13 protein-coding genes are annotated in these 13,630 nt (G+C 71.7%); 10 read left to right on the top strand and 3 right to left on the bottom strand.

All coding sequences use genetic code 11. The features are described 5' to 3' along the window. Positions 1–142 precede the first annotated feature (142 nt). The 3 genes from purD (at position 143) to ACSSVZ_RS05970 (ending at position 2,951) form a co-directional block, all read left to right on the top strand. Positions 143–1,411: a phosphoribosylamine--glycine ligase gene (purD, locus tag ACSSVZ_RS05960; protein WP_453968875.1), complete on the top strand. Its 1,269-nt coding sequence runs from the start codon at positions 143–145 to the stop codon at positions 1,409–1,411. Between the two features lie 57 nt (positions 1,412–1,468). Further along, positions 1,469–1,828, top strand: coding sequence for a YciI family protein (locus ACSSVZ_RS05965; protein WP_453968876.1), 360 nt, complete (start codon positions 1,469–1,471; stop codon positions 1,826–1,828). 190 nt (positions 1,829–2,018) lie between these two features. Continuing rightward, positions 2,019–2,951, top strand: a complete 933-nt coding sequence (locus tag ACSSVZ_RS05970; protein WP_453968877.1) for an alpha/beta fold hydrolase — start codon at positions 2,019–2,021, stop codon at positions 2,949–2,951. A gap of 298 nt (positions 2,952–3,249) precedes the next feature. Here ACSSVZ_RS05970 and ACSSVZ_RS05975 read toward each other — a convergent pair whose 3' ends face one another. Continuing rightward, positions 3,250–3,723, bottom strand: a complete 474-nt coding sequence (locus ACSSVZ_RS05975; RefSeq protein ID WP_453968878.1) for a nucleoside deaminase — start codon at positions 3,721–3,723, stop codon at positions 3,250–3,252. Between ACSSVZ_RS05975 and ACSSVZ_RS05980 the strand changes: the two genes are divergently transcribed. Then, positions 3,722–5,788, top strand: a complete 2,067-nt coding sequence (locus ACSSVZ_RS05980; RefSeq protein WP_453968879.1) for a pseudouridine synthase — start codon at positions 3,722–3,724, stop codon at positions 5,786–5,788. The two genes, ACSSVZ_RS05975 and ACSSVZ_RS05980, sit on opposite strands and share 2 nt — an antisense overlap. Next, positions 5,785–6,378: a 16S rRNA (guanine(966)-N(2))-methyltransferase RsmD gene (gene rsmD, locus ACSSVZ_RS05985; RefSeq protein WP_453968880.1), complete on the top strand. Its 594-nt coding sequence runs from the start codon at positions 5,785–5,787 to the stop codon at positions 6,376–6,378. Before ACSSVZ_RS05980 ends, rsmD begins: the two co-directional genes overlap by 4 nt. Before the next feature lie 134 nt (positions 6,379–6,512). Here the strand turns inward: rsmD and ACSSVZ_RS05990 are convergent, their stop codons facing one another. Then, positions 6,513–8,126 carry a phosphoenolpyruvate carboxykinase gene (locus ACSSVZ_RS05990; protein WP_453968881.1) on the bottom strand — a complete coding sequence of 538 codons (1,614 nt, stop codon included), beginning with the start codon at positions 8,124–8,126 and terminating at the stop codon, positions 6,513–6,515. Positions 8,127–8,388: 262 nt separating this feature from the next. Continuing rightward, a complete protein-coding gene (locus ACSSVZ_RS05995) occupies positions 8,389–9,147 on the bottom strand; it encodes a HugZ family pyridoxamine 5'-phosphate oxidase (protein WP_453968882.1) in 759 nt (252 codons plus the stop codon). Between the two features lie 544 nt (positions 9,148–9,691). Here ACSSVZ_RS05995 and ACSSVZ_RS06000 point away from each other — a divergent pair. From ACSSVZ_RS06000 to ACSSVZ_RS06020, 5 genes are all read left to right on the top strand, one after another. Beyond that, positions 9,692–10,393 carry a response regulator transcription factor gene (locus tag ACSSVZ_RS06000; RefSeq protein ID WP_453962710.1) on the top strand — a complete coding sequence of 234 codons (702 nt, stop codon included), beginning with the start codon at positions 9,692–9,694 and terminating at the stop codon, positions 10,391–10,393. Between the two features lie 22 nt (positions 10,394–10,415). Further along, entirely contained in the window at positions 10,416–12,215 is a 1,800-nt protein-coding gene (locus tag ACSSVZ_RS06005; protein WP_453968883.1) for a stimulus-sensing domain-containing protein, read from the top strand. An 11-nt stretch (positions 12,216–12,226) separates the two neighbouring features. Continuing rightward, entirely contained in the window at positions 12,227–12,700 is a 474-nt protein-coding gene (locus tag ACSSVZ_RS06010; protein WP_453968884.1) for an HPr kinase/phosphorylase, read from the top strand. A gap of 162 nt (positions 12,701–12,862) precedes the next feature. Continuing rightward, positions 12,863–13,267 carry a PTS sugar transporter subunit IIA gene (locus ACSSVZ_RS06015; RefSeq protein ID WP_453968885.1) on the top strand — a complete coding sequence of 135 codons (405 nt, stop codon included), beginning with the start codon at positions 12,863–12,865 and terminating at the stop codon, positions 13,265–13,267. Then, the gene (locus tag ACSSVZ_RS06020; RefSeq protein WP_453968886.1) at positions 13,264–13,566 is read left to right on the top strand and encodes an HPr family phosphocarrier protein; all 303 of its coding nucleotides are present in this window, start codon (positions 13,264–13,266) and stop codon (positions 13,564–13,566) included. Before ACSSVZ_RS06015 ends, ACSSVZ_RS06020 begins: the two co-directional genes overlap by 4 nt. Positions 13,567–13,630: the final 64 nt, after the last annotated feature.

Here is a 13,630-nt window from a genome sequence, read left to right on the forward strand (position 1 = left end):
GGCTCCGGCGGTTGGCGGGGTGGACGCTAGCGGACATCGCCCACGCCCGGCCCCGGGTCAAGCGGCTCGACCGGGCCGGGAGGCGATGCTAAAGGCGGCGCGGACACATCCCGGACGTGACGAGAAGGCGAACGCGCGAGCCATGAACATCCTCCTGATCGGTGGCGGCGGCCGCGAGCACGCGCTCGCCTGGGCGCTCCTGAAGTCTCCCCTCACCGACCGGCTGATCGTCGCGCCCGGCAATGCCGGCATCGCCCGGATCGCCGAGACCACCCCGCTTGCCGCCGACGACCACGCCGCGGTGATCGCCTTCTGCCGGGACAACGCCATCGGCCTGGTGGTGGTCGGACCGGAGGCGCCGCTGGTGGCCGGCCTCGTCGACGCGCTGGAGGCCGCCGGCATCCGCGCCTTCGGCCCGTCGAAGGCGGCGAGCGCGCTGGAGGGCTCCAAGGCGTTCACCAAGGAACTGTGCACCGAGGCGCACATCCCCACCGCCGCCTACCGGCGCGCGGCGAGCCGCGCCGATGCGCTGGCGGCGCTCGAGGCGATGGGCGCGCCGATCGTCGTCAAGGCCGACGGGCTCGCCGCCGGCAAGGGCGTCGTCGTCGCCGAGACCATGGACGAGGCCGCCGCCGCCATCGAGGCGTGCTTTTCCGGCAGCTTCGGCGCGGCCGGCGCCGAGGTGGTGCTGGAGGAGAAGCTGGTCGGCGAGGAGGCGAGCTTCTTCGCGCTCACCGACGGCAAGACCGTGCTGGCGCTCGCCACCGCCCAGGACCACAAGCGCGCCTTCGACGGCGACCAAGGCCCCAACACCGGCGGCATGGGCGCCTATTCGCCGGCGCCGGTGATGACGGAGGCGCTGATCGCCCGCACCCTGCGCGAGATCGTCGAGCCGACGGTCGCCGCCATGGCGGCGCGCGGCACGCCGGTGAAGGGCGTGCTCTATGCCGGGCTGATGATCACCGACAAGGGCCCGGAGCTGATCGAATACAACGTCCGCTTCGGCGATCCGGAGTGCCAGGTGCTGATGATGCGCCTGGAAAGCGACCTGGCGGCGCTGCTGCTGGCCGCCGCCGAGGGCCGGCTCGAAGGCCAGACGGTGACGTGGTCGCAGGAGCCGGCGCTCACCGTGGTGATGGCGGCGAACGGCTATCCGGGGCCGGTGCAGAACGGCTCCGGGATCGGCGGGCTCGACGGGCTCGACGGGCCGGACACGGTGGTCTTCCACGCCGGTACGGCGCGCGACGGGGCCCGGTTGGTGGCGACGGGCGGGCGCGTGCTCGCCGTCACCGCCAAGGCCGCCACCATCGAGGAAGCCCGCGACCGGGCCTACGCAGCGGTCGATGCGATCGACTGGCCCGGCGGCTTCTGCCGCCGCGACATCGGCGCGAGGGCCATCGGGAGGACGTAGGCGCCGCACCCGATCCGGCGTAGCATCCGGCCACCGGCCCCGAAGGGAGAGGATGCGATGCGCGTGATGGTGTTGGTGAAGGCGACGGAAGCGTCCGAGGAAGGCAGGATGCCGGAGCCGGGGCTTCTCGAGGCCATGGGCAAGTTCAACGAAGCGCTGGCGAACGCCGGCATGCTGGTGACGGGCGACGGCCTGAAGCCGTCCTCCCAGGGCAAGCGGATCGCCTTCGACGGGCCGGGCCGCGCGGTGATCGACGGGCCGTTCGCGCAGACGCGCGAGCTCGTCGCCGGCTTCTGGATCTGGCAGGTGAAGGACCTGGCCGAGGCGGTGGAATGGGCCAAGCGCTGCCCGAACCCGATGCCCGGTCCGAGCGAGCTGGAGATCCGGCCGTTGTACGAAGAGGCCGATTTCGCCTGAAGCCGGGCCTGCATGGCTCAGCCCGCCGCGATCATCAGAGACGCGCCACCGGCGAGCGCTGTTACCGGGGCGCCCGCGGCAGAAATGCCACGGCGGGGGCCGGCCTTGCACCGGCGCCTTGCGTGGGGGCCGAGCGGCCTTCATGCTCCGACGTTCGCCTGCCCGCCCCGCGAAACGCCCGAGGTTCCCCATGGCCGCTCTGCCCGACCTGTTCCCCGGATTTCGCTCGGAGACCATCGAGGGCGACGGGACGCAGATCTTCTGCCGCATCGGCGGCGAGGGGCCGCCGCTGGTCTGCCTGCACGGCTTTCCCCAGACCCACGCCATGTGGCACCGGATCGCGGCGTCGCTGGCCACCCGCTACACGGTGGTGCTGCCGGACCTGCGCGGCTACGGCCAGAGCGGGCTCGCCGGCCCCGGCGCCGACCAGCACGCCTATTCCAAGCGCGCCATGGCGAAGGACATCGTCGCGGTGATGAACCGGCTGGGCTATCCGCGCTTCCGCATCGCCGGCCACGACCGGGGCGCCCGCGTCGCCTACCGCCTCGCCTTCGACTTCCCCGAGGCGGTGGAGAAGCTCGCCGTCCTCGACGTCATCCCGACCAAGGCGATGTGGGACCGCTTCGACGTCAAGCGCGCCATGAAGACCTATCACTGGCTGTTCCTGGCCCAGCCGGAGCCGATGCCGGAGCTGCTGATCGCCCGCGCGCCGGTCCAGTACCAGGACTACACGCTGGCGAGCTGGACGAAATCGGGCAACCTGTCGGCCTTCGACGAGCGGGCGCTCGCCCACTACCGGGCGTTCTATTCCGAGGTGCCGCGGATGCACGCCACCTGCGAGGACTACCGCGCCGGCGCCACCTCCGACTGGGACGCCGACCGGGACGACGCCGAGGCCGGCCGCAAGATCGCCGCGCCGACCTACGTGATCTGGGGCTCGCACGGCATTCCCGCCGCCGGCGAGAGCCCGCTGGCGATCTGGGAAGACTGGGCCGACAACGTCGACGGACACCCGGTCGATGGCGGCCACTTCGTCTGCGAGGAAGCCCCCGACGAGACGCTGGCCGCCCTGCTCCTGTTCTTCGAGGACCCCGAGGAGGCGGGAAGCACGGAGGTCGGGTAGGTTTTATCGCTCGCGCCGATGAGCTTGCGCTCACCGGCTGCGCGGGCGCGGCCTGACCGGCCGGCGCGCGGTCGCGCGCTGGTGGCGGCACCCCGCTCAGCCCCCCGATATGAGTGACCGGCGCAGCCGCAACTGGATTCCAGCCTTCGCTGGAATGTGCGGAGATTGGGGCTGGGCTCCCAGGACAAGGTCCGCCCCCTTGGGAGGACTGCACCCATCAGCCTGCGACCGCAGGCCGGCCGGAGGCCGCCCTCGCGGAGCCGGTGAGCGAAGCGAACTCGGCGTGAGCGGCTAAAAACTATCTTCGCTCGCGGAAGAAGTCGCGCAGCAGATGCGCCGCCTCGGTCTCGCGGATTCCACCGTAGACGTCGGGGGCGTGATGGCAGGTGGGCTGGCCGAAAATGCGCGGGCCGTGCTCGACCCCGCCGCCCTTCGGATCGGCGGCGGCGAAATAAAGCCGGCGGATGCGCGCGAATGAGATCGCCGACGCACACATCGGGCACGGTTCCAGAGTAACGTAGAGGTCGCAGCCGGTCAGCCGCTCGTCGCCAAGCATGCGGCAGGCGGCCCGGATTGCGAGAATTTCGGCGTGCGCGGTCGGGTCCGACAGCTCCCGGGTGCGGTTGCCGTCGAGGGCGAGGAGTTTTCCGTCCTTGACGACTGCCGCCCCGACGGGCACCTCTCCCCGTCCCGCAGCATCGCGCGCCGCACCGAGCGCCTCGTCCATGAAGGATGGGGATTCCCCGCGCCGTCCGCTCCCTGGTTCGATCATGACCGACACGCCCGATACATCCTCCCAAGACCGGATCGCCAAGGTGATGGCCCGCGCCGGTCTGTGCTCACGCCGCGAGGCGGAAGCCTGGATCGCCGAGGGACGCGTCACCGTCAACGGCGCGACGCTGACGACCCCGGCCGTCACCGTCGGTCCCGACGACACCATCACCGTCGACGGCAAGCCGCTGCCGGTCAAGGAGCGCACCCGGCTGTGGCTCTACCACAAGCCGCGCGGCCTGGTGACCACCGCCTTCGACCCCCAGGGGCGCCCGACCGTCTTCGAGCGGCTGCCCGAGGGCCTGCCCCGGGTGATGAGCGTCGGCCGGCTCGACATCAACACCGAAGGGCTGCTGCTGCTCACCAACGACGGCGGGCTGTCGCGGATCCTGGAGCTGCCGACCACCGGCTGGCTGCGCAAGTACCGGGTGCGCGCCCACGGCCAGGTGACCCAGGCGCAGCTCGACCGGCTGAAGGACGGCGTCGCCGTCGACGGCGTGCTCTACGGCGGCATCGAGGCGAAGATCGACCACGATCAGGGCGCCAACATCTGGATGACCATCGGCCTGCGCGAGGGCAAGAACCGCGAGATCAAGAACGTGCTGGGCTCGCTCGGCATGGAGGTGAGCCGGCTCATCCGCATCTCGTTCGGGCCGTTCCAGCTGGGCGACATCCCGCTCGGCGAGGCCGACGAGGTGGCCGGCCGGACGCTGCGCGACCAGCTGGGCGCGCGCCTCATCGAAGCGGCCGGCGCCGATTTCAGCGCGCCGGTGAACCAGCAGCCGACCCGCGCCGAGCCGGGCGCGCACCCGCCGCGCCAGCGCTCGCGCAGCGGCGGCGAGCCCACCGATCCCAGGCACCGGGGCGACCGGCCGCACGGCCGCGACGGCGACGACCGGGCAGCCCCGGGCGAGCGCGGCGGCTATCGCGGACGGCAGACCAAGGACGGGCCGGAGCGGCCGCGCGCGGCCGGCCACCGGGACCGTCCGGCGGGTGGCGGGACCGGCGGCGAGGCCCGCGCACCGCGCGGCGCCGGCGCCGGACGGTCAGGCGAAGGCCGGTCCGGGGCAGCCCCCCGCTCGGCCGGCTACCGCGACCGGCCGGAGGGCGGGCGCTCCGGCGCGGCCCCCCGGTCAGCGGGATATCGGGATCGGCCGGGCGGCGAAGGCGCGGACCGACGCAGCGGCCCGGGCGGCGGCGAAGGTCGTCCGGCGCGGCCGGCCGGACGCTACGGCTCCAACGACAGGCCGGCAGGCGGGCGCGACGAAGCGCGCGGACCGCGCGCTGCCGGCGGACGGCCGGGTGAAGGCCGCTCCGCGGCGCCCCGCTCCACCGGCTATCGGGATCGGCCCGGCTCCGACGGGGCGGAGCGGCGCAGCGGCCCGGGCGGCGGCGAAGGCCGTCCCGCGCGGCCCGGCGGACGCTTCGGCTCCAACGACAGGCCGGCAGGCGGACGCGACGAGGCACGCGGACCGCGCGGCGCCGGACCCGGTCGTCCGGGTGGCGGACCGCGCGGCGCCGGTGGCGGACGTCCGGGCGAGGGTCGGCCGCGGCCGGCGCCGGCCGGTGCTTCGGACGCGCCGCGCAAGACGTTCGACCGCTCCGGACTGCGCAAGCCGCGGCCCGAAGGCGACCGCGGTGAGACCACCGGCGAGCGGCCGGGCGGACGTCCCGCCGGCCGCGGCGGCGCGGGCGGCGACCGGCCCCAGGGCCGCTCCGGTCCGGGCGGGCCCGGTGGACGCAGCGAACGGCCGGCGGGCGGGTCGGGCGGCGGCTATCGCGGTCCAGGCGGCTCTGGCCCCGGGCGGGGTCCGGGCGGAGCCGGCGGCAACCGCGGCCCGCGCACGGCCGGCGGCGAAGGTCGCGGCTCGGCCGGTGCGGCGCCGGGCGGTCGTGACAAGCGGCCGGGCGGCCAGGGCCGGCCCGGACCGGGCGGGCCGGGTGGCTATCGCGGTCCCGGCGGATCCGGACCCGGACGCGGGCCGGGGGGCCCGGGCGGCAACCGCGGCCCGCGCAAGCCGGGCGGGCCCGGCGGCTCGGGTCCGAAGCGGGGCCCGCGCTCGTGAGGATCGTCGGCGGCCGGTTCCGGGGCAAGAAGCTCTCCGCGCCCGCCGGCCTGTCGACCCGGCCGACCACCGACCGGCTGCGCGAGACGGTCTTCAACGTGCTGCAGCACGCCTACGGTGATCCAGTGGACGGCGCGCGGGTGCTGGACCTGTTCGCCGGCACCGGCGCCATCGGCCTGGAGGCGCTGTCGCGGGGCGCCAAGTTCACCCTGTTCGTCGAGGAATCCGCCGGCGCGCGCGGCGTGCTGCGCGAGAACGCCGAGACGCTGGGGCTGACCGGGCTGGTCCGCATCTGGCGGCGCGACGCGACGAAGCTCGGGCCGGCCGGCACGCTGGCCCCGTTCGATCTCTGCTTCGCCGACCCCCCCTACGGCCGCGGCCTGGGGACGGCGGCGTTCGCCTCGGCGCGCGCCGGCGGCTGGCTGAAGCCCGGCGCGCTGTGCGTGCTGGAGGAGACCATCAAGGACCAGGTCGACGCGCTGGAGGGCTTCACGCTGGTGGAACGGCGCGAATACGGCGAGACGGCAGTGACGTTCTTCGCGCTGGACGACGGTGTCGCCCTTGACCCACCGGAAAGCCGGCAGGCGTAGACGCTGACCGGCCTGTCAGCGGCAGGCGATCGCGCCCCCGAACGAAAAAGCGCCCGCATCCGGAAGGACGCGGGCGCTTTCGTTTCTGGCGGAAGCGCACCGGCAGGCCGGTGCCGCGATCCCGACGGCCGCCGTTACTCGGCGGCGTTCTTCAGGTCCGGCGCCGCCTGCAGCACGCTGGCGTCGACGTGGTCGGCGAAGCGGGCGAAGTTGTCGACGAACATGCCGACCAGCTTGGCGGCCTGGGCGTCGTAGGCGGCCTTGTCGTCCCAGGTCGCGCGCGGATCGAGAATCTTGGCCTCGACGCCCGGCACCGACACCGGCACCGCGAAGCCGAAGTTCGGATCGGTGCGGTACTCGGCCGCGTGCAGCGAGCCGTCGAGCACGGCGGCCAGCAGCGTGCGGGTCGCGGCGATCGGCATGCGCCGGCCGACGCCGTACTTGCCGCCGGTCCAGCCGGTGTTCAGCAGCCAGCAGTCGACGCCGTGCCCGGCGATCAGCTCGCGCAGCAGGTTGCCGTACTCGACCGGATGACGCGGCAGGAACGGCGCGCCGAAGCAGGTGGAGAAGGTCGCCTGCGGCTCGGTGACGCCCTTCTCGGTGCCGGCGATCTTCGCCGTGTAGCCCGACAGGAAGGTGTACATCGCCTGCGCCGGCGTCAGCCGGGCGATCGGCGGCATCACGCCGAACGCGTCGGCGGTCAGCATGATGATGTTCTTCGGGTGCGGACCGACGCCCCCCGGCGCGATGTTCGGCATGAACTCGATCGGGTAGGCGCCGCGGGTGTTCTCGGTCTTGGAGTCGTCGTTGAAGTCCGGCTCGCGGGTCTCCGGATCGATGGCGACGTTCTCGTAGATGACGCCGAAGCGCTGGCTCGCCGCCCAGATCTGCGGCTCGGCCTCGGCCGACAGCTTGATCATCTTGGCATAGGAGCCGCCCTCGAAATTGAAGACGCCGTTCTCGCTCCAGCCGTGCTCGTCGTCGCCGATCAGCTTGCGCCTGGGATCGGCCGACAGCGTCGTCTTGCCGGTCCCGGACAGGCCGAAGAAGATCGCCGTATCGCCGTCCGCGCCGAGATTGGCGGAGCAGTGCATCGGCATCACGCCCTTCGGCGGCAGCAGGTAGTTGAGGACGGTGAACACCGACTTCTTCATCTCGCCGGCGTAGGAGGTGCCGGCGATCAGGATGACGTTGCGCGCGAAATCGCAGGCGATCAGCGTCTCGGAACGGCAGTTGTAGCGCTTGGGGTCGACCACGAAGCTCGGCAGGTCGATGATGGTCAGCTCCGGAACGAAGCTCTCGAGCTTGTCGGTCTCCGGCCGGATCAGCAGGTTGCGGATGAACAGCGAGTGCCAAGCATACTCGGTGTACACCCGTACGTTGATGCGGTGCTCCGGATCGGCGCCGCCGTAGAGGTCCTGGGCGAACAGATCCATGCCCTCGGCGTGGGCGCGCATGTCGTCGAACAGCAGGTCGAAGGCGGCCGGTTCGAGCTTGTGGTTATTGTCCCACCAGATCTGGTCGGCGGTGGTTTCGTCGGAGACGACGAACTTGTCCTTCGGCGAGCGGCCGGTGTGGACGCCGGTGTCGGCGGCAAGGGTTCCAGCCGCCGTCAGCATGCCTTCGCCGCGCTTGATCGATTCCTCGTAGAGGCTCGGCGCTGTGAGGTTCCAACGGATCGACGCCAGTCCGGACAGGCCGATCGTCTCGGTGCCCGCGGCAGGATTTCGCAAGCCGATTTCTTTCACTGTTGTACCTCTCGTTAAACAGCCGGAGCGCGGGTTGAAACCCCCGGTTTTATTTTGCACTGCAGCATCCGGCCGGTCAGCGACAGATTGCGTCTGCCGCTGCACTGGACCTCCCCACGCGAAAACTCGCGCGACCCTAGTAAACCGCTTCGCCGGTGACAAGCGAAACAAGTGCGACCTGACACCGCTGGCAAACCGGCGACGAAACCCGCCGTATTCGGCGAACAGTCGACGCGACGACCGGGCATCCGCCGGGCGGGACCTACCGATCCCCTTCCGACACTCCGTCGGCGACGGCGCGGGCCCGCCTGGCCAGCTCGACCAGGACGGTCCGCAGCGACCCGCCGGGGGCGACCGGCTCGGGAAAATCGACCCGGGCCGCCTCGTGGCCCGCCACCAGATCGATCCCCTCGGGATCGATGCCGCAGGCGCGCCAGTCGCCGTCCGGCGCCCCGGCAAGCCGGGTCGCGTAGAGGGACAACGCGTCAGCGTGGTCCTGGTTCATGTGGGCGATGGCGCCGTCCTCCGACGCCAGCAGATCGTCGGCGCCGCTGACATCGGTCATCAGCTCGGCGGCCGGCAGCGTCACGATGCGGCCGAAGCCGGCGACGAGATGGGCGCGCTCGGGCGCGATCCGGTAGACGCCGAAGTCCGGAAAGGCGGCGTAGGCGGCGGCGTCCGGATGGCGCGCCAGGAAGCGGCGGCGGGCGACGGGATCGTCGGTGCGGGCGATGCGGCCGGCGAGGGTGACCCGGGCGAGCGCCAGCGGATCGCCCGGCCGCACCGGCTCGGAGATCATCAGCGAGACGCGATCGTCGGCCTTGAGGTTGCGCGTGTGGACGGCGAGGTCGGACAGCAGCAGCACCGGGGCGCCGTCCGGCAGGGTGGCGACGGTGACCAGCGAGACGTGCGGGGCGCCGCCGTCGGGCTCGAGCGTGCCGAGCGCCGCCTGGAAGGCGGTGCGCAGGAGATGACGCGCGGTCGTGCGGGCGTCGAAGTCGGGTGCCGTTTCGGATGCCATCGAGGTCCCTCGGGTTGCGGCGGCGCGGCGTCGGGCGCCCGGGCCGTGGCGGGGGCGCGCAGGCGCGCCGAGCGCCCAATGCGGACTCTCCCGCTCCACGAATTGCCCGATCGGGACAGGCCCCGGCAAGGGCCGCGATCGGCTCCCGCACCCCATTTGGCACAGGAATCCGTGGATGAAGCCCGTATAAGGGACACGGCGGGTCTTTTACATCACAGTCAAGAAGCCATATTTTACACGTAATTGGTGCCTCTTACGGGCCTTCGTGACTGCCGCATTTCCCGGGTCGGATCGACTTGATCCGAACGATCAAGGGCGTGCGCGTTTTATGTTTGGAGCGCCGCGTCCGGCGGATCGGGCATTGCGGCCCGGCCGGACAGGCTCTCGGGCGGGACGGGCAACAGACGGATCCGGGCTTCACCGGCATGCATTCCCGGTCTCGAGCGGCCGATCACGGTCATGGCGGCGATCCGGGCTGAACCGGGCGCCGCGGTGATCACAGAAGACACGAAGAACGCGTTCGAACGCGACGAAAGGACGCTTAATGGCGACGGTTGCACTCGTCGACGACGACCGGAACATCCTGGCCTCGGTCTCGATCGCCCTCGAATCGGAAGGCTATCGGGTCCAGACCTACACCGACGGCGCCTCGGCGCTGCAGGGGCTGACCCAGGATCCGCCGGACCTTGCGATCTTCGACATCAAGATGCCCCGCATGGACGGCATGGAGCTCTTGCGCCGGGTGCGCCAGCAGAGCGACATGCCGGTGATCTTCCTCACCTCCAAGGACGAGGAGATCGACGAGCTGTTCGGGCTGAAGATGGGCGCCGACGACTTCATCCGGAAGCCGTTCTCCCAGCGCCTGCTGGTGGAACGGGTGAAGGCGGTGATGCGCCGGGCCCAGCCGCGCGACGGCTCGCCGCCGAAGGCCACCGACGCCAGCAAGCTGCTGGAGCGCGGGCTGCTGATGATGGACCAGGAGCGGCACACCTGCACCTGGCAGGGCGAGCAGGTGACGCTGACGGTCACCGAGTTCCTGATCCTGTTCGCGCTCGCCCAGCGCCCGGGCGTGGTGAAGAGCCGCAACGCGCTGATGGACGCCGCCTACGACGATCAGGTGTACGTGGACGACCGCACCATCGACAGCCACATCAAGCGGCTGCGCAAGAAGTTCAAGGTGGTCGACACCAACTTCGACATGATCGAGACCCTGTACGGCGTCGGCTACCGCTTCAAGGAGATGTAGGCCGCGCGGAGCGGACGCCCTCATGGCCGTCGATACCGACACACAGGCGACCCAGAAGACGGCCCGGCGCCGGCCGCGGCTGAAGGCCGTCCGGCGCCTGGGCGCGCGCGCCGGGCGCAGCCTCGGCGGACTGCTGTCGACCTACGTCTTCTCAAGCGTGACCCGGCGCATCCTGGTGCTGAACCTGGTCGGCCTCGTCGCGCTGGTCTCCGGCACGCTGTACCTCAACCAGTTCCGCGCCGGACTGATCGACGCGCGGGTGGAAAGCCTGCTGATCCAGGGCGAGATCATCGCCGCCGCCATCGCCGCGTCCGCCACCGTCGACACCGACACCATTTCCGTGGATCCGGAGCGCCTGCTGGAGCTGCAGGCGGGCGAGAGCGTCTCGCCCATCGACCAGGGCGCCCACGCCCTCGACTTCCCCATCAATCCGGAGCGGGTGGCGCCGATCCTGCGGCGCCTGATCTCGCCCACCAAGACCCGCGCCCGCATCTACGACCGGGACGGGCTGCTGCTGCTCGATTCCCGCCATCTCTATTCGCGCGGCCAGATCCTGCGCTTCGACCTGCCGCCGCCCCAGGAGAGCGAACCCGGTCCGCTGGAACGCATCTGGGAGCGCCTGAAGGCCTGGACGCTGCACGGCGACCTGCCGGCCTACAAGGAGATCGGCGGCGCCAACGGCAAGGAATACCCGGAAGTCGAGCGGGCCGTCTCCGGCGCACCGGCGAGCGTCGTGCGGGTCAACGACAAGGGCGAGCTGATCGTCTCGGTGGCGGTGCCGATCCAGCGCTTCCGCGCCGTGCTGGGCGCGCTGCTGCTGTCGACCCAGGGCGGCGACATCGATTCCATCCTGCGCGCCGAGCGGCTCGGCATCGTCCGGGTGTTCCTGGTCTCGGCCGGGGTGATGGTGGTGCTGTCGATCCTGATGGCGGGCACCATCGCCGGCCCGATCCGCCGGCTGGCCGCCGCCGCCGAGCGCGTCCGCCGCGGCGTGCGCGGCCGCCACGCCATCCCCTCCTTCGACGATCGCCAGGACGAGATCGGCCATCTCGGCCGGGCGCTCCGGGAAATGACCGAGGCGCTCTACAACCGGATCGACGCCATCGAGGCGTTCGCCGCCGACGTCGCGCACGAGCTCAAGAACCCCCTCACCTCGCTGCGCAGCGCCGTGGAGACGCTGCCGCGCGCCAAGACCGACGAATCCCGCGAGCGCCTGCTGGGCATCATCCAGCACGACGTGCGCCGTCTCGACCGGCTGATCTCCGACATCTCCGACGCCTCGCGCCTCGACGCCGAGCTGGCGCGGCGCGACGCCGAACCGGTCGACATGGTCGCCCTGCTGGAGGCGGTGGTGGAGATGCAGCGCCAGATCGCCCGCTTGAGCGGCATCTCCATCGCCCTGAAAGTCGACACCAAGACCGTGCGCGGCGGCCGCGACGCCTACCTGGTGAACGGCCACGACAGCCGGCTCGGCCAGGTGTTCACCAACCTGCTCGACAACGCCCGCTCGTTCTCCCCGAAGGGCGGCGTGATCACCGTGACCGCCCACCGCCGCGAGGGCACGGTCGAGGTGATCATCGACGACCAGGGCCAGGGCATCACGGCGGAAAAGGTCGAACGGATCTTCGAGCGCTTCTACACCGACCGGCCGGAGCTCGAGGGCTTCGGCGACAATTCCGGCCTCGGCCTGTCGATCTCGCGGCAGATCATCGAGGCGCACGGCGGCACCATCTCGGCGGAGAACCGCACCGTCTCCGACGACGGCGCCTTCCACACCGCCGGCGCGCGCTTCATCGTGCGGCTGCCGGCGCTGACCGGCTGAGCGGGCAGGCCATGCAGACGGTGCACGCCACCTGCATCCTGATCGGCCGCCACGGCGTCCTCATCCGCGGCGCCCCCGGCGCCGGCAAGACCACGCTGGCGGCAACGCTGATCCGCGAGACCGGGCGGGACGGCGGCTTCGCCTGCCTCGTCGCCGACGACCGGGTGGCGCTGTCCGCCGTGAACGGCCGGCTGGTGGCGCGGGTCCCGGAGGCGATCGCCGGCCGGATGGAGGTCCGCGGCTGCGGCATCGTGCGGGTCGATCACGAACCCGCCGCCGTGGTCCGGCTGGTCGTGGATCTGGTCGCGCCCGAGGCGCTCGAGCGGATCCCCGACCCGGCCGAGACCACGACGGTCATCGACGGCGTCGAGATCGCCCGTCAGCCGGCCTCCGGAAGTGGAAGGGCCTCGATCGCCGCAATTCAAGCGCGCATCTCCGCCTTCACGGAAGCGGGAGCGGCAGGGGTCGAGGTCGATTTCCCTTGAACTGGTTTGCCGGGTGGCCGATTTTGGCCGCCACCTTTCGTCGACCCTGGGTCAGCGCTACGTGACGGATCGATATTCCTGGTCTTCCTCTCCTCGCGGACGCCTCGCGTCCGTATCCGCCGCTCGCGCCGAGCCGGCTGGCCGCGCTGATTGCGAGGTCTCATGATCGGGCTCGTCCTCGTCACCCACGGCAGGCTCGCCGAAGAGCTGAAGGCGGCGCTCGAGCACGTCGTCGGCCCGCAGGAGCGCGTCGCGACGATCTGCATTGGCCCCGATGACGACATGGAGCGCCGCCGCACCGACATCGTCGAAGCGCTCGGAGCCGTCGACGACGGCTCCGGCGTCGTCGTGCTCACCGACATGTTCGGCGGCACGCCCTCCAACCTCGCGATCTCGGTGATGCGGGCCGGCACCATCGAGGTGATCGCCGGCGTCAACCTGCCGATGCTGGTGAAGCTCGCCAGCGTGCGCGTCGACACCCCGCTGGTGAAGGCGGTGGACGACGCCAAGACGGCCGGGCAGAAATACATCAGCGTCGCGAGCCAGGTCCTCTCGGGGAGCCGATGACCGGGACGGTGGCCAAGCCCCGCACCGTGACGCTGACGATCGTCAACCAGCGCGGACTGCATGCCCGCGCCTCCGCCAAGTTCGTCAAGTGCCTGGAAGCCTTCGACGCCGAGGTGTCCGTCGCCCGCGACGGGCATACGGTCGGCGGCGGCTCGATCATGGGCCTCTTGATGCTGGGGGCCAGCAAGGGCACCCAGATCACCGTAACGGCGGCGGGACCCGAGGCCGACGAGGCCCTCGCCGCGATCGCCGCGCTGGTCGGCGACGGCTTCGGCGAAGACGGCCCGGCCGACGCCTGAGCGCCCTTCCCCTTCACGCTGCCCTGCCGCCGCGCCGCCCCCCGATGGGCCTGCGATGGCGCCC

The organism is Amorphus sp. MBR-141, from assembly GCF_053628695.1.